The sequence below is a fragment of the Microbacterium sp. LMX7-1.2 genome (assembly GCF_040675935.1).
Taxonomy (GTDB): Bacteria; Actinomycetota; Actinomycetes; order Actinomycetales; family Microbacteriaceae; genus Microbacterium.
Genome location: NZ_JBEGIL010000001.1, coordinates 1,657,785 through 1,676,080 on the forward strand (window position 1 = coordinate 1,657,785; position 18,296 = coordinate 1,676,080).

General features: G+C 70.6%; 18 protein-coding genes. 6 read left to right on the forward strand and 12 right to left on the reverse strand.

Annotated features, from left to right (window positions below):
* Positions 1-8 precede the first annotated feature (8 nt).
* The 6 genes from MRBLMX7_RS08005 to MRBLMX7_RS08030 form a co-directional block, all read right to left on the reverse strand.
* A complete protein-coding gene (locus MRBLMX7_RS08005; RefSeq protein ID WP_363367358.1) occupies positions 9-2,255 on the reverse strand; it encodes a glycoside hydrolase family 3 N-terminal domain-containing protein in 2,247 nt (748 codons plus the stop codon).
* Positions 2,252-3,349, reverse strand: a complete 1,098-nt coding sequence (locus MRBLMX7_RS08010; RefSeq protein WP_363367359.1) for an ABC transporter permease — start codon at positions 3,347-3,349, stop codon at positions 2,252-2,254. Before MRBLMX7_RS08010 ends, MRBLMX7_RS08005 begins: the two co-directional genes overlap by 4 nt.
* A gap of 1 nt (position 3,350) precedes the next feature.
* Positions 3,351-4,451, reverse strand: coding sequence for an ABC transporter permease (locus MRBLMX7_RS08015; RefSeq protein WP_363367361.1), 1,101 nt, complete (start codon positions 4,449-4,451; stop codon positions 3,351-3,353).
* Positions 4,448-5,269: an ABC transporter ATP-binding protein gene (locus tag MRBLMX7_RS08020; RefSeq protein ID WP_050723212.1), complete on the reverse strand. Its 822-nt coding sequence runs from the start codon at positions 5,267-5,269 to the stop codon at positions 4,448-4,450. Before MRBLMX7_RS08020 ends, MRBLMX7_RS08015 begins: the two co-directional genes overlap by 4 nt.
* A complete protein-coding gene (locus MRBLMX7_RS08025) occupies positions 5,266-6,090 on the reverse strand; it encodes an ABC transporter ATP-binding protein (RefSeq protein ID WP_363367363.1) in 825 nt (274 codons plus the stop codon). The genes MRBLMX7_RS08020 and MRBLMX7_RS08025 overlap by 4 nt, the downstream gene beginning before the upstream one ends.
* A 151-nt stretch (positions 6,091-6,241) precedes the next feature.
* Complete coding sequence (locus MRBLMX7_RS08030) at positions 6,242-7,906, reverse strand: ABC transporter substrate-binding protein (protein WP_363367364.1); 1,665 nt, start codon at positions 7,904-7,906, stop codon at positions 6,242-6,244.
* Positions 7,907-8,060: 154 nt separating this feature from the next.
* Between MRBLMX7_RS08030 and MRBLMX7_RS08035 the strand changes: the two genes are divergently transcribed.
* Together MRBLMX7_RS08035 and MRBLMX7_RS08040 are read left to right on the forward strand one after the other, a co-directional pair.
* Entirely contained in the window at positions 8,061-8,711 is a 651-nt protein-coding gene (locus MRBLMX7_RS08035) for a TetR/AcrR family transcriptional regulator (protein WP_363367365.1), read from the forward strand.
* Positions 8,712-8,816: 105 nt separating this feature from the next.
* Positions 8,817-10,031: an amidohydrolase gene (locus MRBLMX7_RS08040; protein WP_363367366.1), complete on the forward strand. Its 1,215-nt coding sequence runs from the start codon at positions 8,817-8,819 to the stop codon at positions 10,029-10,031.
* A 176-nt stretch (positions 10,032-10,207) separates the two neighbouring features.
* Here MRBLMX7_RS08040 and moaA read toward each other — a convergent pair whose 3' ends face one another.
* The 6 genes from moaA to MRBLMX7_RS08070 form a co-directional block, all read right to left on the reverse strand.
* The gene (gene moaA / locus MRBLMX7_RS08045; protein WP_363367368.1) at positions 10,208-11,287 is read right to left on the reverse strand and encodes a GTP 3',8-cyclase MoaA; all 1,080 of its coding nucleotides are present in this window, start codon (positions 11,285-11,287) and stop codon (positions 10,208-10,210) included.
* A gap of 158 nt (positions 11,288-11,445) precedes the next feature.
* Complete coding sequence (locus MRBLMX7_RS08050) at positions 11,446-12,510, reverse strand: sulfate/molybdate ABC transporter ATP-binding protein (RefSeq protein ID WP_363367370.1); 1,065 nt, start codon at positions 12,508-12,510, stop codon at positions 11,446-11,448.
* Positions 12,507-13,295, reverse strand: a complete 789-nt coding sequence (locus tag MRBLMX7_RS08055; protein WP_363367372.1) for an ABC transporter permease — start codon at positions 13,293-13,295, stop codon at positions 12,507-12,509. The genes MRBLMX7_RS08050 and MRBLMX7_RS08055 overlap by 4 nt, the downstream gene beginning before the upstream one ends.
* Positions 13,292-14,071, reverse strand: coding sequence for a molybdate ABC transporter substrate-binding protein (gene modA / locus MRBLMX7_RS08060; protein WP_363367374.1), 780 nt, complete (start codon positions 14,069-14,071; stop codon positions 13,292-13,294). Before modA ends, MRBLMX7_RS08055 begins: the two co-directional genes overlap by 4 nt.
* 1 nt (position 14,072) lies before the next feature.
* Positions 14,073-14,465, reverse strand: coding sequence for a TOBE domain-containing protein (locus MRBLMX7_RS08065; protein WP_363367376.1), 393 nt, complete (start codon positions 14,463-14,465; stop codon positions 14,073-14,075).
* A gap of 80 nt (positions 14,466-14,545) precedes the next feature.
* The gene (locus MRBLMX7_RS08070) at positions 14,546-15,400 is read right to left on the reverse strand and encodes a CPBP family intramembrane glutamic endopeptidase (protein WP_363367378.1); all 855 of its coding nucleotides are present in this window, start codon (positions 15,398-15,400) and stop codon (positions 14,546-14,548) included.
* A gap of 166 nt (positions 15,401-15,566) precedes the next feature.
* On the opposite strand from MRBLMX7_RS08070, the gene MRBLMX7_RS08075 reads away from it, so the two are divergent.
* Genes MRBLMX7_RS08075 through MRBLMX7_RS08090 form a run of 4 tightly spaced genes read left to right on the forward strand, consistent with a single transcriptional unit; the run spans position 15,567 to position 18,281 of the window.
* Positions 15,567-16,337 (forward strand): HesA/MoeB/ThiF family protein, encoded by a 771-nt coding sequence (locus MRBLMX7_RS08075; RefSeq protein ID WP_363367382.1) that lies wholly within the window; start codon positions 15,567-15,569, stop codon positions 16,335-16,337.
* Positions 16,334-17,572, forward strand: a complete 1,239-nt coding sequence (glp, locus tag MRBLMX7_RS08080) for a gephyrin-like molybdotransferase Glp (RefSeq protein ID WP_363367384.1) — start codon at positions 16,334-16,336, stop codon at positions 17,570-17,572. The genes MRBLMX7_RS08075 and glp overlap by 4 nt, the downstream gene beginning before the upstream one ends.
* On the forward strand, positions 17,572-18,051 hold the full coding sequence (moaC, locus tag MRBLMX7_RS08085; protein ID WP_363367386.1) for a cyclic pyranopterin monophosphate synthase MoaC: 480 nt from the start codon (positions 17,572-17,574) through the stop codon (positions 18,049-18,051). The genes glp and moaC overlap by 1 nt, the downstream gene beginning before the upstream one ends.
* On the forward strand, positions 18,048-18,281 hold the full coding sequence (locus MRBLMX7_RS08090) for a MoaD/ThiS family protein (protein WP_363367388.1): 234 nt from the start codon (positions 18,048-18,050) through the stop codon (positions 18,279-18,281). Before moaC ends, MRBLMX7_RS08090 begins: the two co-directional genes overlap by 4 nt.
* The last annotated feature ends 15 nt before the right edge of the window (positions 18,282-18,296 follow it).

The following is an 18,296-nucleotide window of genomic DNA, read 5'->3' on the forward strand; positions in this document are numbered from 1 at the left end:
ACAGGGGGTCACGCCACCGTGAACGCCGCCGAGAGGAGCGACTGCTCGCGGGAGTCGGGGCCGACCAGGAGCGCGAACTCGCCCGGCTCGACCCGCCGCACACCGGCCGCATCGACGATCGAGCACTCGGCCACCGGCACCTCGACGCGCACGCGCGCGCTCTCCCCCGGGGCGAGGTCGACCTGCCGGTAGGCCTTGAGCTCACGGTCGGTCCAGCTCACGCTCGTGACCTCGTCGCGCACGTACACCTGCACGGTCTCGCGCACCGGGCGTGAACCCGTGTTCGTCACGGTCACCTCGCCGACCACCGCATCCCCGACCGACAGCGGGCCGGAGGACACCGCCAGGTCGGAGTACGACACCGTCGAGTACGACAGCCCCTGGCCGAATGCCCAGGCGGGCGACTGCGTGAGGTCGGCGTAGCGGTCGCCGTGCTGTCCGCGGATCTGGTTGTAGTACGTCGGCTGCTGCCCGACGTGTCGCGCGAACGAGATCGGCAGACGCCCCGAGGGCTCCACGGCGCCCGTGACCACGTCGGCGAGCGCGCGCCCGCCCTGCATTCCGGGATTCGCCGCCCAGATGACGGCGGCGGCCTGAGAGACGGATGCCGGCAGCACGAGCGGCTTCGACGCGACCAGCACCACGACCACGGGCTTCCCGGTCGCGACGAGCGCGTCGAGCAGGGCGTTCTGGCCCCCGATCAGCTCGAGCGTCGCGGTCGAGCGCCCTTCGCCGACGAGTTCGTTCCGGTCGCCCACGACGGCGACGACGACATCGGATGCCGAGGCCGCGGCGACCGCCTCGGCGATCAGCGCGTCATCGCGATCAGCCGGCACGACGACCGGCGGGCGGGGCTGCCCGTCGGGGAACGTCGCCCCGCGCGGGTCCTCCTCGAGCGTCAGGATGTCGGCGCCGCGGGCGTGTGTCACGGTCCAGCCGTCGATGCCCGAGAGGCCGTCGAGCACGGTCGTGATCATCTCGCGGGGCTGTCCGTCGAGCCATCCGGCCTGGCCGGAGCCGCCGGCCCAGTCGCCGAGCTGCGTCTGCGCGTCATCGGCGAGCGGCCCGACCACGGCGACCGACAGCGGTGCGGCGGGCGAGAGCGGCAGCGTGCCGTCGTTCTCGAGCAGCACGAGCGAGCGCCGCGCGACCTCGAGGTTGAGGTCCGCGTGCGCGGCGCTGCCGACCACGGCATCCAGCCCGTCCTGCGGGAGCCGGGGATCCTCGAACAGGCCGAGCTCGAATTTGAGGGTGAGGATGCGGGCCACGGCCGCGTCGAAGTCCGACGACGACAGCATTCCGCGGGCGACCGCGTCGAGCGCGCCTTCGTAGAACCCGGGCGTCGTCATGACCATGTCGTTGCCGGCCTTCACGGCTGCGGCGGCCGCGTGCGTGTAGTCCGGCTGCACCTGCTGCTCCCACACCATGCGTCCGACGTTGTCCCAGTCGGTGATGAGCGTGCCGGTGTAGCCCCACTCGCTGCGCAGCACGTCGCTGAGCAGCCAGTCGTTGACCGTGATCGGCACACCGTCGGTGGTCTGGTAGCCGAGCATGAACGTGCGGCATCCCTCACGGGCGACGCGCTCGAACGGCGGCAGGAACCACGAGCGCAGCTTGCGGCGCGAGATGTCGGCCTCGCTGGCGTCGCGGCCACCCTGCGTCTCGGAGTATCCGGCGAAGTGCTTGGCGGTCGCGAGGATCGCGGTGGGGTCGTCGAGACCCTCGCCCTGGTAACCGCGCACCATCGCCGAGGCCAGCTCGCCGATGAGGAACGGGTCCTCGCCGAACGTCTCGTCGACGCGTCCCCACCGCAGGTCACGGGCGATGCACAGCACGGGCGAGAACGTCCAGTGGATGCCGGTCGCAGCCACCTCGACCGCCGTGGCCCGCGCGACCTTCTCGACGAGCTCCGCATCCCACGACGCCGCCATCCCGAGCTGCGTCGGGTAGATCGTCGCCCCGGGCCAGAACGAGTGCCCGTGGATGCAGTCCTCGCCGACGAGCAGTGGGATGCGCAGGCGCGTCTGCGCCGTGAGCTCGTTCGCGCGGATCAGCCGCTCGGGCGAGGTGTGCAGGATCGAGCCGACCGTGCGGCGGAGCACGTGGTCGTCGAGGTCGTCGCGCGCGTCGAGCTGCAGCATCTGGCCGACCTTCTCCTCCACCGTCATGCGGTCGAGGAGGTCGGCGACGCGGGCCGCGATGGGGAGTGCGGGGTCGAGGTAGGGAAGGGAGTCGGTCAGTGTCTGAGAGGTCATCGCTTGCTGTTCGTCGTGTTCTTGTTCGTGTCGCCGGCTGCCGCCGCCGGGGCGGATGCCGGGGCGCGCACGGCCGTCACCGGGTCGTTCACGTTCAGGCCCTTCTTCTTCATCGCCCTGGCACGCTCGCCCGCGGACCGCAGCCGCGGGTTGACGTACTCGTCGATGCCGAAGTTGATGAGCGAGAGCGCGACGCCGATGATGGCGATGCAGAGTCCGGCGGGCACGTACCACCACCACAGCCGCGGGAAGGCGCCGTTCTGCTGCGCCCAGAAGAGGATCGTGCCCCAGTTGAGGTTGCTCACCGGGATCACGCCGATGAACGCGAGCGTCGTGAGCCCGAGGATCGCGGCGGTCACGGTGCCGACGAAGCTCGACGCGATGAGCGCCATGAGGTTCGGCAGCATCTCGACCGTGATGATGCGGCGCAGCGGCTCGCCGTTCGCGCGGGCGGCCTGGATGAAGTCGCGGTTCCGCAGCGACATAGTCTGGGCGCGCAGCACGCGTGCGCCCCACGCCCACCCGGTGAGGCCGAGCACGGCCGCGATCACGATGAGCGGAGGGTTCTCGAACTGCGAGGCCACGATGATGATGAGCGGGATGCCGGGGATCACGAGGAACACATTCGTGAGCGCCGACAGGGACTCGCTCTTCCAGCCGCGCACGTAACCCGCGATCACGCCGATCGTGATGGCGATGAGGGTCGCGATGATCGCCGACAGGAAGCCGACGACCACGACGCCGCGGGTGCCGAAGATGATCTGGCTGAGCACGTCCTCGCCCATGTGGGTCGTGCCGAGCCAGTGCTCGAACGAGGGCGGCTGGCGGAGCGCCGAGCGGTCCTTCTGCGTCGGTCCGTAGGGGGCGATGAGCGGCGCGAGGATCGCCACGAGCACGAAGATCCCGAGGATGATCAGACCGGCGATGGACTTGCGGTTGCGGAACATCGCGAACGCCTGCGCCATCTGCGACCAGAAGGTCTTGCGCGGCGGCGTGGCTCCTCCGCCGGTGCGGAACGTCACTGTCTCCGGCATCCCGGTCGCGACCGTGCTGCCGTCGGGGGCGGTGGTGTCCGCCTGGGTGGGAACGCTCATGTCAGGCCTCCGTCTGGCGCGTGCGCGGGTCGAGGTATGCGTAGACGACGTCGGCGAGGATGTTGGCCACGAGCACCGACAGGGTGATCACGAGGAAGACCCCCTGCATGAGGGCGAAGTCCTTCGCATTGGTGGCGTCGAGCAGCAGCTTGCCGACGCCCGGATAGCTGAACACCATCTCCATCACGATCGTGCCGCCGACGATGAAGCCGATCGACAGCGCGAAGCTCTGGATCTGCGGCAGCACCGCGTTGCGGGCGGCGTAGGCCCACAGCACGCGGCGGTTCGGCATGCCCTTGGCCTGTGCGACCGTGATGTAGTCCTCGTCGAGCACGGTGAGCATCATGTTGCGCATGCCCAGCATCCATCCGCCGAGCGAGGCGATGATGATCGTCACCGCCGGCAGGGTGCCGTGCGCGATCACCTGCCCGATGAAGTCGAGGCTCCATTCGGGCGACTGCCCCTTGTCGTAGGCGTGCGACGACGGGAACCACTTCAGCGTCGACGAGAAGATCGCGATCGCGATCAGACCCAGCCAGAAGTACGGGATGGTGTTGAAGAACGTCGTGATCGGGATGAGGGCGTCGAGTCGGCTGCCGCGCTTCCACCCGACGATCGCGCCGCCGACCGTTCCGAGCGCGAACGAGATGATGGTCGCGAGCCCGACGAGGCCCAAGGTCCACGGCAGCGCGGCGCTGAGCACCTCGGCGACCGGGCGCAGGCCGTGCAGGGTCGAGATGCCGAGGTCGCCGCGGAACAGTGTGGCCCAGTACTCGAGGTACTGCTGCCACAGGGACTTGTCGGAGTCGATGCCGAGCAGGATGCGGAGAGACTCCGCCGCCTCGGGGCTGACGTTGCGGTTGCGCGCGAGATACGAGTCGACCGCGTCGCCCTTCATGAACCGGGGCAGGAAGAAGTTGATCGTGATCGCGGCCCACAGCGTGAACAGGTAGAACGCGGCGCGGCCGGCGAAGAAGCGCCACGGCACGACCTTGCGGCCCTTCTGCGCCGTGGTGGCGGTCGTGCCGACCTCGAGTGCATCGGGACGGCCGTCCTCGGGGTTCAGCCCGGTCTGGCCGAGCTCGGGGGATGCGGTGGTCACTGGTCGCCTCCTGTGCTGCCGATGCCGTTCGCCCCGGCCGAGGCGAAGTGCTTCTCGGGGTCGGGCGATGCCGCCCGCAGTTCGCGCGTGTAGGGGTCCTGCGGGTCGAGGATGACGTCGTCCGCGGGGCCGTACTCGACGACGCGACCCTGGTTGAGCACCATGATCTCGTCGCTGAAGTGCCGGGCGGTGGCGAGGTCGTGCGTGATGTACAGCACGCCGAGCCCCTCTTCGCGCTGCAGGTCGGCGAGCAGGGTCAGCACACCGAGTCGGATCGACACGTCGAGCATCGACACGGGCTCGTCCGCCACGAGCAGGCTCGGACGGGACGCGAGCGCCCGGGCGATCGCGACGCGCTGACGCTGACCGCCGGACAGCTCGTGCGGACGACGATCGATCACGGCGTCCGCGTCGAGGCGGACACGTTCGAGCAGGCGCCGCACCTCGGCCTCGGTCTCCTTCTTCGGCACGACGTCGTCGAGGCGGAGCGGACGCTCGATGTGGTACCGGATGGAGTGGTACGGGTTGAGGGAGGCGAACGGGTCCTGGAACACCATGCGCAGCTGCTGGCGGTAGGTGCGCAGCCCCTTGCCCCGGCGCGGGATCGGCTTGCCGTCGAGGCGCACCTCGCCGCTCGTGGGGGTCTCGAGCTGCGTGAGGATCTTCGCGATCGTCGACTTGCCGCTGCCGGACTGCCCGACGAGGCCGATCGTCTGGCCCGAGGTGAGCGTGAAGCTCACGTCGTCGAGCGCCTTGAGCTGGCCGGCTCCGCGGACGTTGTAGACCTTGGTGACGTGGGAGAACTCGAGAGTCGTCATCGCGCCAGCACTCCTCTCGCGCCGGTCAGTCGAGGGAACGACGACAGCAGCGTCTTCGTGTAGTCGTTCTGCGGGTCGGTCCAGATCTGCTCGGCGGACGCCAGCTCGACGATCTCCCCCTCGCGCATGATCGCGATCCGGTCGCTGATCTCGAGCAGCAGCGGGAGGTCGTGGGTGATGAAGATCACCGAGAAGCCGAACTCGTGCCGCAGCTGCGAGATCTGCTTGAGGATCTCCCGCTGCACGAGCACGTCGAGCGCCGTCGTGGGCTCGTCCATGACCATGAGCTGCGGGCGCAGAGCGAGGGCCATCGCGATCATGACGCGCTGGCGCATGCCGCCGGACAGCTCGTGCGGGAAGGAGCGGATGCGTTGGCGGCCGACCTTGACGATCTCGAGCAGATCCTCCGCCTCGGCGCGTCGCTGCTTCTTCGTCATGTCGGGACGGTGGATCTCGAAGACGTCCTCGAGCTGCGAGCCGATCGTCGCGACGGGGTTGAGCGCGTTCATCGCGCCCTGGAACACCATCGAGACCTTGTCCCAGCGGAAGCGCTGCATCGCGTCGACGTCGAGCGCATTGATGTCGACATCGACGCCGGAGGCGTCATGGAAGATGACGCTGCCACCCGCGATCACGGCCGGTGCTCGCAGCAGGCGCTGCACGCCGTACGCGAGCGTCGTCTTGCCGCATCCGCTCTCGCCGGCGAGACCGAGGATCTCGCCGCGCTGCAGTTCGAGCGTCACGTTCTTCACCGCCTCGACGGGCGGATCGACGTCGTACACGACCGAGAAGTCGCGCACGCTGAGGAGGGGGTCTGACATGGGTGGTGTCCTTCGTCGGGTGCTGAACACCCGGTCGTTGAGCGAGCGGAGCGAGACGAAACGCGCTGCGCCTGCGTTCGACGTTCCGCGCCGGGGTGGACGCGTTTCGTCTCGGTCCTTCGGTCCTCGCTCAACGACCGGGTGAGGCTGCTTACTCGGCGGGCTTCAGCTTCGTGAGGATCATCACGATGTTCTGCTGCGTCGGGTCGCCCGAGGCGTACGGGTCGTCCTCCGACGGCCAGCCCACGTAGTTGCGCGTGTTGTACTCGCCGAGCAGCGGGTGCGCGCCGAGCGGGATCGCGGGGACCTGAGCGACGAAGATCTGCTCCAGCGTCGTGATCGCCGCGGTGCGCTCCTCGTCGGACGAGGCGTTCGCGTAGGCGTTCAGCGCCTCCGTGGCGACCGGGTCCTCGAAGCGTCCGAAGTTGAAGCCCGCGATCCCCTCGGGGGAGATCCAGCGCGGGTCCATCGTGGAGGTGTAGAGGCCGTAGGCCGTGCCGCTGTCCTCGAGCCAGTGGATGATCGCCGAGAAGGTGCCCTCGTCGCGGGGCCCGGCCCAGCCGCCCCAGTCGGGCATGTCGATCTTCACCTCGGCGCCGATCGCCTCGGTGACGTCCTCGGCGATGAGCTCCTGCGCGGTGTTCCAGTCGCTCCAGCCCGAAGGGACCGACAGCGTGAACGAGACGGGCGTGCCGTCGGGGTCGATCAGCGCGTCGTCCTTCCAGGTGTACCCGGCCGACTCCAGCAGGTCGCGGGCCTTCTCGGCATCCACCGAGTAGTCCTGACCCTGGAACTCGGGCTGGATCTCGTCCTCGAGGATCGACGAGAGGCCGGTGACCGACCACACGGGCTCGCTCGCACCCTCGCGGGCGATGTCGACGTAGGCGTCGCGGTCGATGACCCAGGCGAGCGCCTGGCGGAACGCGACGTCGTCGAAGGGCTTCTCCTGGAGGTTCATGAACAGCGTCGCGGAACCGGTCGTCGGAGCCACGAAGAACTTGTTGTGCTCGGGGTCGGCGTCGAGGTACTGCTCCTGGATCTGCGGGATGAACGCCTGCGCCCAGTCGGCCTCGCCCTGGGAGAGAGCGGTGGTCAGCGCGGTGTTGTCGCCGTACGAGACGTAGTGCAGCTCGGGCACGGCGAGGTCGCCGCCCCAGTAGTCGTCGCGGGCCTCGAGCGTGACCGACTCGGTCGACCAGTTCGACAGCGCGTACGGGCCGGTGCCGACGAGGTCGTCGCCCTTGACCGGGTCGGTGGCCGGGTCGTCGAGGTTCTCCCAGATGTGCTTCGGCACGATCGGCACGTGCAGCACGCGCGACTGGTTGACGTACTTCGACTCGCCGAAGTTGAGCGTCACGGCGTCGCCCTCGACGGTGGCACCCTCGAACTTGAGGCCTGCGGTGTCGAGCGCCGGTGTCGAGACGAGCTCGTAGGTGTAGACGATGTCGTCGGCGGTGAAGGGCTCGCCGTCGCTCCAGGTGACGTCCTTGCGGGGGACGACGGTTACGGCGGTGTAGTCGTCGTTCCACTCGATGCTCTCGGCGAGCCACGGGGTCGTCTCGCGGTCGCCGGTCTGATTGACGAGGGCCAGCGTCTCGAAGATGACCTTGCCGTAGCCGTACTTGGATGCCGAGGAGTCGCCGACATACGGGTTGTTCGACTCGGTGGTGATGGCGCCGTCGGGCTTCGCGATCGTGAGCGCGGCTCCGCCGTCGGCGCCGTCTCCGGATCCGCCGTCCGACGAGCATCCGGCGAGGACCGTGGCGCCGAGGGCGCCGACCGCGAGCGCGGCGATGAGGGACTTTCTGAGCTTCATTGCTTCTCCTTGGGCACGGGTCGTTGTGCTGTGGGCGACGGATGCTCGGGCATCCGTCGGGGTTTTCACTTACTGGCGAGAAAGTAAGTTGATGCGAGGTTACTCGTTAGTAAGTAAGGTTGGCAAGTACGGTCCGCGAGAGAGAGGAGCAACCATGGCGAAAGCAGCCGTCGCGCAGGAGCACGTGCGTCCGGCGACCCGCGCGAAGCGGGAGCAGATCCTCTCCGCGGCCGTGGAGATCTTCGGCAACAAGGGCTCGACCAACGGCACCCTGGCGGATGTCGCGGAGCAGGTCGGCATCACGCACGCCGGCGTGCTGCACCACTTCGGATCGAAGCAGAAGCTGCTGCTCGAGGTGCTCGCGTTCCGTGACCAGGCCGACGTGCAGGACCTCGCCGAGAAGCACATCCCCGGAGGACCCGAGCTGTTCCTCCACCTCGTGCGCACCGCGATCGCGAACGTCTCCCGCCCCGGGATCGTGCAGGCCTACACCGTGCTCTCCTCGGAGTCGGTGACCGACAACCACCCCGGACGCGAGTATTTCGAGGAGCGGTACACGACGCTGCGCCGAGAGGTCACCGAGGCGTTCCGGGAGCTGTGCGCGCAAGAGGGCGTGACCGAACCCGACACGATCGCGATGGCCGCCGCCAGCATCCTCGCGGTCATGGACGGCCTGCAGCTGCAGTGGCTGCTGCACCGCGACGTGTTCGACCTGGGAGAGGCGAGCGAGTTCGCGATCCGCGCGATCGTGAACGGCGTGCTGCATCCCGGACCCGAACTGGAGTCGTACAGCCACGCCCCCTGACCCGCTATTTCTGCCGTTCGGCGCAAACCGACCGCCTATTCGTGCCGAACGGCAGAAATAGACGGGCGGGATGCCGCACAGACGCGCGCGAGTAGGCTCGGGGCCATGACGATCGACCTCGAAGCGCTGTACATCGACCTGCACCAGCATCCGGAGCTCTCGTTCCAGGAGACGCGCACCGCCGGCATCGCCGCCGGCCACCTGCGCGACCTGGGCCTCGACGTGCGCGAGGGCGTCGGCGTCACCGGCGTCGTCGGCGTGCTCGAGAACGGCGAGGGGCCCGTCGTGTGGGTGCGCGCCGACATGGACGCGCTGCCCGTCGCCGAGGAGACCGGCCTCGCCTACGCGAGTACCGCCACCGGCATCGACCCCGCGGGGACCACCGTGCCCGTCATGCACGCGTGCGGCCACGACATGCACGTGACCGCGATGATCGGCGCGGTCGAGAAGCTCGTCGCCGATCGGGGCGACTGGTCGGGCACGCTCGTCGTGCTGATCCAGCCGGCCGAGGAGTACGGCGCCGGCGCCAGGGCCATGCTCGACGACGACCTGCTCGACATCGTCCCGAAGCCCGACATCGTGCTCGGGCAGCACGTCACACCGCTGCCCGCCGGCACGATCGGCGTCCGGCCCGGCACGCAGATGGCAGCATCCGACGGCCTCACCGTCATCCTGCACGGACGCGGCGGTCACGGTTCGCGTCCGCACTCCACGATCGACCCCGTCGTCATGGCCGCGGCCACGGTCATGCGACTGCAGACCATCGCCTCACGCGAGGTGGATCCTCGCGATGTCGCCGTCGTGACGGTCGGATCCATCCACGCGGGACTCAAGAACAACATCATCCCGGCCGAGGCGAAGCTCGAGCTGAGCCTGCGCTACCCCACCGACGAGATGCGCGACAAGGTGCTCGCGAGCGTCGAGCGGATCGTGCGCGCCGAGGCTGTGGCATCCGGCGCCGAGCGCGAGCCCGAGATCCGCACCGACCACACGCTGCCGCCCACGATCAACGACGCGGATGCCACGGCGCGCGTCACCTCGGCCCTGCAGAGGGCGCTCGGGGAGACCGCCGTGATCGACCCCGGAATGTTCACCGGCAGCGAGGATGTGTCGTGGTTCGCGCGCGACACCGGCGCTCCGCTCGTGTTCTGGTTCTGGGGCGGTGTCGACCCGGCCCGGTTCCAGGCCGCGATGGCCGCGGGAACGCTCGACAAGGACATCCCCACCAACCACTCGCCGTTCTTCGCGCCCGAGATCCACCCGACGATCGAGGTCGGCGTCACGGCGCTGTCGGCCGCCGCGCGGGAGTTCCTCGGCTGAAGCCGGGGCGGTTCCGGACAGCCCGGTCTGGACGTTCCGTCGTGACGGCAAGAGCAGTCCGTCGCCGCACCACAACTCCGGAAAAGCGCCGGTGTTCGGCACGACCGGGACACTCAGCGCCCCGGAACGCTCGTTCTCTCCGGAGTTGTGGAGCCCGACTCGGCTGTAGCGCGCCCTCAGCCGCCGATCGCGTTCATCCCGCGGGCCGGCTGCAGGAACGACGGATCGTCGATCGCGTGACCGGGCAGCTTGCCGTGCACGCACGAGTGCAGCAGGGCGGCGATCGCGTCGGCCCGTTCGGAGGGGGAGGATGCCGCGCTCTCGCGCAGCACCGCACCGAGGTCGTACTCGGAGTTCGAGAACAGGCAGTTGCGGAACTGCCCGTCAGCGGTGAGGCGCAGCCGGTCGCAGGCTCCGCAGAAGGGCGCCGTCACAGACGCGATCACGCCGACCTCGTGCGGACCGCCGTCGATCCGCCACTTCTCGGCCGGTGCTCCCCCGCGGCCGGGCACCGGGTCGAGCCGCCAGCGGGCACCGAGCGACTCGAGGATCTCCCCACGCGTGACCATCGAGGCGCGATCCCAGGTGTGACCGGAGTCGAGCGGCATCTGCTCGATGAAGCGCAGCTGCGCCCCCACGTCCATCGCGAACTGCACGAGGTCGACCAGCTCGTCGTCGTTCACGCCCCGCATCGCGACGGCGTTGAGCTTGAGCGGACGCAGCTCGGAGGCAGCGGCGGCGGCGATGCCCTCGAGCACATCGTCGAGACGGTCACGGCGGGTGAGGTCGGCGAACTTCTGACGGTCTATCGTGTCGATGCTGATGTTGAGCCGCGTGAGCCCGGCGTCGATCAGCTCGGGCAGCCTCTTCGCGAGCGTGATGCCGTTGGTCGTCATCGCGACCTCGACGGGCCCGTCCGGCCCCTCGATGCGGGAGACGCGACGCACGACGTCGACGATGTCGGCGCGCAGCAGCGGCTCACCGCCGGTCAGTCGGAACGTGCGGATGCCGAGGGATGCCGCGACCTGGGCGACCTCCTCGATCTCGTCGGTCGACAGGATGCTGGTGCGTGCGAGCCACTCGTTGCCCTGTTCGGGCATGCAGTACGTGCACCGCAGTGAGCAGCGATCCGTGAGGGAGATGCGCAGGTCGCGGTGGACGCGGCCGTGCGTGTCTACGAGGCGGCCGTCCCCGCGCTCGGGAGCGGGCGCGGTCGCGGTCGTCCGCCGCCCGATCGCGACCGGCACCGCCGTCATCGCCTCGCCCCGTTCCCCGCCATGCTTCGAGAGTAACCCGGTGGGATCGGGCCGGGGCCGTTTCGGCAGCCGCGGCCACCTCGTGTTCTCTGTCGTGACGGAGAACACGGTCGATGTCATCCGGATCCTGCACCAGCGCAGGGATCCGTCGCAGCACCCTAGGCCAGGGGCACGAAACGCACGTCGGCGGGATCGACCCGCAGAAGCACCGGGTCACCCACGAGGAGACCTGCTGCCTCAGAGACGGAGACGTCGACTCGGCAGGACTCGGTGTGCACCCGCATCCCCGCGAGCGTCGGCTCGAGTCGTGCGATCCGGGCAGGCCACGCACCGGCGTCCGCCTCGTCCCGTCCGACGATCTGCACGTCCTGCGGGCGGAAGACCGCAGCGAGTGCGACGCCGTCCTTCTCCGCGAGTGCGCGGGAGGCGGCATCCGTGCTCGTCAACCGGAGATCACCCCACCGCCACCCACCGTCGCCGCTGACACCCTCGACCCGGTTGACCCCGGCGATCGAGGCGACGAAAGCGGATGCCGGGGCGGCGAGCACCTCGCGCACCTCCCCGTGCTGCGTGACGCGGCCCCGTTCCACGACGATCAGTCGCTCCGCGAGGGCCACGGCGTCACCCGCGTCGTGCGTCACGGCCACGGTCGTCGTGCCGTGGAGCTGCTCGCGGAGCATCCGTCGGATCTCGCCGGCGGTGTCGGGGTCGAGGGCGACGAGAGGCTCGTCGAGCAGTACGGCCCGCGGCGCGGCGGCCAGTGCCCGGGCGACCGCGACGCGTTGCCCTTCCCCGCCGGAGAGCTCGTGCGGCATCCGTCCGCCCGCGCCGGGCAGCCCGACGCGGTCGAGCCAGTCGTCGGCGTCCCTCCGCGCGATCGCGGCGGTGACGCCGCCGGCCCGCGGCCCGAACGCGACGTTCTCGCGCACGGTCAGGTGCGGGAACAGCCGCGGATTCTGTCCGAGAAGCACGATGCCCCGTCGGGCCGGCTCGGTGCGCACCCGAGGCGCGGCGATGCGGTCGACGACCCGGCCGTCGATCTCGATCTCGCCCGCGGTCATGCCGACGATGCCCGCGAGGGCCTGCATGACGGTCGACTTGCCGGCCCCGCTCGGGCCCATGATCGCGACCGTCTCGCCCGCGGCGACCTGCAGCGCGACGTCGACGACGAAGTGCTCACGCGGCACGACGATGTGCGCCCTCAGTCCCTGCGCCGCACTCATCGGGTCGCCCCCGGCCGCCATCCGCGCACGAGCAGCAGCACCGCGATCGCGGCGGCGAGCAGCAGCAGCGCGAGGGCCACCGCGGTGCCCTGCGAGACGCCGGCCCCGTTGAACGCGGTGTAGATCGCGAGGGGCATGGTCTGCGTCACGCCGGGGCGGTTGCCCGCGAACAGCGCGGTGGCCCCGAACTCGCCGATCGCGCGGGCGAAGCACAGCACCACCCCGACGACGATGCCCGGTGCGGCGAGAGGCAGGGTCACCCGGCGCAGGATCGTCCAGCGGTTCGCGCCGAGTGCCGCGGCAGTGCGCTCGTACTCGACCCCCGAGGTGCGCACGGCCCCCTCGACCGCGAGCACGAGGAAGGGCAGCGCCACGAACGTCTGCGCGAGCACGACGGCGGGCGTGCTGAACGACAGCCCGAGCCCGCCGAACCAGCCGGCGCGGCCGAAGAGGTAGAGCAAGGCCACGCCGCCCACCATGGGCGGCAGCACGAGGGGAATCGTGACGACGGCCCGCAGCACCGCGGCGACCCGCGGCCCCGCACGGGCGATCGTGAGCGCGAGCGGCACGCCGACGATCGTGCACACCGCGGTGGCGACGAGCCCGGTGACCAACGACAGCACGAGCGCGTCGCGGGCGGCATCCGAGGTCACGTCCGTGACGAACGTCGACCAGTTCACCCGGGCCACGAGCGCCGCGAGCGGCAGCACGAGGAACACGAGTCCGATCAGCGCAGGGACGAGGAGCGCCCGCGGCGCGTGCCCCCGGTGATCGGCTGCGCTCACGGTGCTCCGAACCCGAAGTCCGCGAGGATCCTCTGCCCCGCGTCCGAGAGCACGAACGTGACGAACGCCTCGGCGGTCTCCCTGTTCGGCGCATCGGCGAGCGCCGCGATCGGGTAGCGGTTCACGACCTCGTCGGCTCCGTCGGGCACGATCACCTCGACGTCGTCGCGGCCGATCACGTCGGTCGCGTACACGAGTCCGGCGTCGGCCTCGCCCGCGGCGACCTTCGTCAGCACGGCCGTGACGTTCTGCTCGAGGCTCGCGGGCTCGACGGTGAGACCGGCGTTCGAGAGCAGGGTGGCGGATGCTGCGCCGCACGGCACCTCCGGAGCGCAGAGTACCGTCGTGACGTCGCCGAGGTCCGCAAGGCTCTCGACGCCGCCGGGGTTGCCGGCCGGCACGGCGATCACGAGCGTGTTCGACGCGAACAGGGTCGGGTCGATCGCGAGGTCCGCGAGCTTGTCCATGTTCTTCTCGTCGGCGGACGCGAACACGTCGCCGGGCGCCCCCTCCTGCAGCTGCGTGACGAGGGTCGACGAGCCGTCGTACACGGCGCTGAAGTTAACATCGGGGTTCTCGTCGGTGAAAGCGGCGCCGATCTCGTCGAACGCGCCCTTCAGCGACGCGGCGGCGTAGACCGTGAGGTCTCCGGTCAGCGCGCTGGCGCTGGAGGCGGTGTCGTCGGGTGTCGGTTCGGCGGAGGGCGACGAGCACCCGGTGAGGGCGAGCGCGGCGAGCGCGAGAACGGCGGCGGATCGGAGCAGCGAGCGGTTCATGTCAGCCCTTCGGGACTTCGACGACGACCTGGGTCGCCTTGACGGATGCGGTGGCCAGGGAGCCGACCTCGAGGTGGAGGTCGCGCGCGGCCTCGGCCGACATGAGCGACACGACGCGGTGCGGCCCGGACTGCAGGTCGACCTGCGCCATGAGGCCCTCGACCTGCACGCGGGTCACGATGCCGACGAAACGGTTGCGGGCGCTGGAGAGCACGCCGTTCGGATCGGTCGTCTCCTCGGCGAGCGCGACGGCTCGCGCGGCGAGCGCGTCACCCGGGATCTCGGCGGGCACGGCATCCGTGGTGGGGAGCAACCCCTGGTCGATCCAACGTCGCACGGTGTCGTCGCTGACCCCGAGCAGCTGTGCGGCGCGGGCGATGCGGAAGGTCTGCATGATCCGACCATACCGCCAATGCGGATCACCGCGGCCGTTTTATCCGCGGATGCGGAACTGCTCGACGGGGAGCTCCGGAGTCAGTCGGCGACAGCCGCCCTCGCGCGGCGCCTCTCGCTCACGATCAGCACGATCAGCAGGATGACGCCGGTCAGCAGGACGAGGTACGTGCTCAGCGCGGGCACCAGCGAGAGCAGCGATCCCTCGAGCGGATACGCGCCGTGCACGAACAGCGTGGGGTCGGTGCTGGCGTGGATGAGGATCGGCCCGATGAGGCTGCCCGTGACACGCAGCGCGAGGTACATGATCACGCCGAAGGCGAAGGTGTACGCGACCTGCTCGAGCGTGACGACCAGGCCCTGGTCGGTCGTGAAGAGATTGCCGAGATGCAGGGCGGCGAAGATCGCCGACGACACCAGCGCCACGGCGATCTCCCCCTGACCGGCCTTGCGCATGAGGTTCACGACGAAGCCCCGCGTGAGCACCTCTTCGGCGAAGCCGATGAAGAGCCCGGTGAGCAGCCAGCTGAAGACGAACGGGAGGCCCGCCTCGCCGTAGTCGACGCTGAGCAGGGCGGTGACGTTGATGACGAGGACCACGACGATCCCGATCCACATCCACCGACGCCCGCGGATCGCCTGCGGGGCGAACAGTTCACGGAGCCAGCCGACGGAGACGGCGAAGAGCACCAGGAGCACGCCGCCGAGGAGGATCGGAAGCCCTGTCCCGATGAAGACGTCGCCCGCGCTGCCCTTCTCGCCGCGGAGCGCGCCACCCTCGGGGAACACCGTCCCGACGAGCAGGCCGAGGAGTTGGTACAGCCCGTAATAGGCCGCCGCGAGCAGGAGCGCCCGCCACCAGCCACCGCGTTCCCAGAAGCGCCGCCACGGGTTGCCCGCTCGTCCCCCGGTCGTCAGGTCGTTCGTCGCTGTCATTGCCGCCCCCGCTCGTCGAGTCCCTCCACGTGGGGACATCATGGCAGGCGATCACGGTCGGTGTCAGCAGTCTGATGCGCAGAATGATGGTCGGGTGCGCACTCGACCCCGACGGATGATTCCCGCAGACGGACCACCCGGGCTCCCCCGCGCCTAACCTGGTCCCATGGACCCCCTCGTCGCCCCCGCTCCAGCCCTCGACCCGTCCGAGCTCGTGCGCACCGCCCGGCACGCCGTGCTGGCCGGCATCGGCGAGGAGGGGCAGCGCCGGCTGTCCGCCGCCCACGTGGCGGTCGTCGGCGCCGGCGGGCTCGGCTCTCCCGTGCTGATGGCGCTCGCGGCCGCGGGCGTCGGCGTCCTCACGGTGATCGACGACGACGTGGTCGAGCTGACCAACCTGCAGCGACAGGTGGCGCACCGCGTCGACGACGTCGGCACGCCGAAGACCGACTCGGCCACGCGCGCGATCACCGCGCTCGCCCCGCAGGCCGCGGTCCGCGCGGAGCGGGTGCGACTGGATGCCGCGAACGCGGCGCGGCTGCTGGGGCCGGCCGACATCGTGGTCGACACGAGCGACTCCTTCGCCACGCGACGCGACGTGGCCGCGGCGGCCGAGCATCTCGGCCTCCCTCTGGTCTGGGGTGCGGTGCAGGAGTGGCACGCGCAGGCGACCGTGTTCTGGTCGGCGCCGCCCGCAGGCCAGGCACCGGTCGTGCTGGCCGACCTCTTCCCGCCCGGCACCGAGGGAGAGCCGCCCAGCTGCGCGCAGGTCGGCGTGCTCGGCGCCCTGTGCGTGCAGGTCGGCGGGATCCTCGCCGGCGAGGTCGTGAAGCTGATCACGGGTGCGGGCGAGCCGCTGCTCGGACGCCTCGCGATGATCGACGCGCTCACGGCCCGGCAGCACGAGATCGCGATCCGCCCGGCGGTGGCCGCATGAGCGCCGCAGGATCGCGGCGCACCGTCGAGGAGCAGCTGGCCCGTGTGCTCGGCGCGGTGCGGACGCTGCCCGTCGAGACGATGACGGTGACGGATGCCGCGGGCCGCACCCTCGCCGCCGACGCGACCGCCGCCCATGACATCCCCCTGTTCGACAACTCCGCCATGGACGGCTTCGCGGTGCGCGGGGCCGACGTCGCGACGGCATCCCCCGAGCACCCCGTGACGCTGCGGGTGGTCGCCGACCTTCCGGCGGGTGCGTCCGACGACCCGGCCTTCGGCGAGGGAGAGGCTGTGCGCATCATGACGGGATCGCCCACGCCCAGCGCCGCCGACGCGATCGTGCCCTTCGAGGACTCCGCCGGGGGACTCGCGGATTCGCTCGGCGAGGTGCGCGTGCTGGCTGCTCCGGCATCCGGTGCCTTCGTGCGTCGGCGGGGCGCCGACCTGCGCGCGGGTGACGCGGTGGTCCGGGCAGGCGAGCGCCTCGGCGCGTTCCAGGTCGCGGCGGCTGTCGCGGCGGGCATCGAACAGGTGGACGTGACGCGCGCTCCGCGGGTCGCGATCGTGTCGACGGGCAGCGAGCTCCTCGCGCCCGGCGAGACGCCGACACGGGGTCGCATCCCCGACTCCAACGGCCCGCTGCTGACGCAGCTCGTGAAGGATGCCGATGCCGAGGTCGTGCTGGTCGCCCGCGTCGCCGACGACGCCGACGCCGTGCACGACGTCACCGCGGAGGCGGTCGCGCGCGGAGCAGACGCGATCGTCTTCACGGGCGGGGTGAGCGCGGGAGCCTACGAACCCGTGCGCGGAGCGTTCGACGGCGCCGGCGAGGTCGAGTTCGCGAGCGTCGCGATGCAGCCGGGCAAACCCCAGGCGTTCGGCGTGCTCGGCGCGGGGACCCTCGTGTTCGGCCTGCCCGGCAATCCCGTGAGCGTCGCGGTGTCGTTCGAGGTGTTCGTACGACCCGCCCTGCTGGCGCTGCAGGGTCGCGCCGAGATCCATCGGGCACGCGCCGTGTTCACGGCCGCCGCCGACTGGAACACCCCGCCGGGACGCCGCCAGTACCTCCCCGCCGTGGTCGACCTGCGGGAGCGCACCGTGCGGCCGGCGACAGCCGGTGGTTCGGGTTCCCACCTCGCCGGCGGCCTCGCCCGCGCGCACGCGTTCGCGATCGTCCCCGCGGAGGTCGAGCGGGTGGCCGCGGGCGACGAGATCGATGTCATGCTGGTCTGATGAGCTTCCCGCACCTCGACGACGCCGGTCGGGCGCACATGGTCGACGTCACCGCCAAGCAGCCGACCGTGCGCACCGCGACCGCCCGCGGCTTCGTCCGCTGCAGCCCCGTCGTGATCGCGGCGCTGCGCGACGGCACCGCGCCGAAGGGCGACGTGCTCGCGGTCGCCCGCATCGCCGGCATCCAGGCGGCCAAGTCCACACCCTCGCTGCTCCCCCTCGCGCACGTGATCGGGGTGCACCGGGCGAGCGTCGAGCTCGACATCACCGACGACGGGGTGCGCATCGAGGCGACCGTGGGCACCGCCGACCGCACGGGGGTCGAGATGGAGGCCCTCACCGCGGTCTCGGTCAGCGCGCTCGCGATCGTCGACATGGTGAAGGGCATCGACCGCTCCGTCGTGATCGAGGACGTGCGCATCGTCGCGAAGTCGGGCGGGCGCTCGGGTGACTGGGTGCGCGAGGGCGAGACACCGTGACCCGCGTGCGCTATTTCGCCGCAGCCGCCGAGGCCGCGGGCACGGATGCCGAAGAGCGGTCGGAGCGGACTCTGGCCGAGCTGCGCGCGGCGGTCGTGGCCGAGCATCCGGCTCTCGCCGACATCCTGCCGCGGTGCGCGGTCATGGTCGACGGAGTGCGCAGCGACACGGATCGATCGCTCGATGGCGTCGGACTCATCGACGTGCTGCCGCCGTTCGCCGGCGGCTGAGAAACACCTGCCCCC

What these genes read in the sequence shown, in the direction of transcription:
- MRBLMX7_RS08005 (WP_363367358.1), bottom strand. Translation starts at nt 2,255, where the DNA reads ATGACCTCTCAGACACTGACCGACTCCCTTCCCTACCTCGACCCCGCA.
- MRBLMX7_RS08010 (WP_363367359.1), bottom strand. Translation starts at nt 3,349, where the DNA reads ATGAGCGTTCCCACCCAGGCGGACACCACCGCCCCCGACGGCAGCACG.
- MRBLMX7_RS08020 (WP_050723212.1), bottom strand. Translation starts at nt 5,269, where the DNA reads ATGACGACTCTCGAGTTCTCCCACGTCACCAAGGTCTACAACGTCCGC.
- MRBLMX7_RS08025 (WP_363367363.1), bottom strand. Translation starts at nt 6,090, where the DNA reads ATGTCAGACCCCCTCCTCAGCGTGCGCGACTTCTCGGTCGTGTACGAC.
- MRBLMX7_RS08030 (WP_363367364.1), bottom strand. Translation starts at nt 7,906, where the DNA reads ATGAAGCTCAGAAAGTCCCTCATCGCCGCGCTCGCGGTCGGCGCCCTC.
- MRBLMX7_RS08035 (WP_363367365.1), top strand. Translation starts at nt 8,061, where the DNA reads ATGGCGAAAGCAGCCGTCGCGCAGGAGCACGTGCGTCCGGCGACCCGC.
- MRBLMX7_RS08040 (WP_363367366.1), top strand. Translation starts at nt 8,817, where the DNA reads ATGACGATCGACCTCGAAGCGCTGTACATCGACCTGCACCAGCATCCG.
- moaA (WP_363367368.1), bottom strand. Translation starts at nt 11,287, where the DNA reads ATGACGGCGGTGCCGGTCGCGATCGGGCGGCGGACGACCGCGACCGCG.
- MRBLMX7_RS08050 (WP_363367370.1), bottom strand. Translation starts at nt 12,510, where the DNA reads ATGAGTGCGGCGCAGGGACTGAGGGCGCACATCGTCGTGCCGCGTGAG.
- modA (WP_363367374.1), bottom strand. Translation starts at nt 14,071, where the DNA reads ATGAACCGCTCGCTGCTCCGATCCGCCGCCGTTCTCGCGCTCGCCGCG.
- MRBLMX7_RS08065 (WP_363367376.1), bottom strand. Translation starts at nt 14,465, where the DNA reads ATGCAGACCTTCCGCATCGCCCGCGCCGCACAGCTGCTCGGGGTCAGC.
- MRBLMX7_RS08070 (WP_363367378.1), bottom strand. Translation starts at nt 15,400, where the DNA reads ATGACAGCGACGAACGACCTGACGACCGGGGGACGAGCGGGCAACCCG.
- MRBLMX7_RS08075 (WP_363367382.1), top strand. Translation starts at nt 15,567, where the DNA reads ATGGACCCCCTCGTCGCCCCCGCTCCAGCCCTCGACCCGTCCGAGCTC.
- glp (WP_363367384.1), top strand. Translation starts at nt 16,334, where the DNA reads ATGAGCGCCGCAGGATCGCGGCGCACCGTCGAGGAGCAGCTGGCCCGT.
- moaC (WP_363367386.1), top strand. Translation starts at nt 17,572, where the DNA reads ATGAGCTTCCCGCACCTCGACGACGCCGGTCGGGCGCACATGGTCGAC.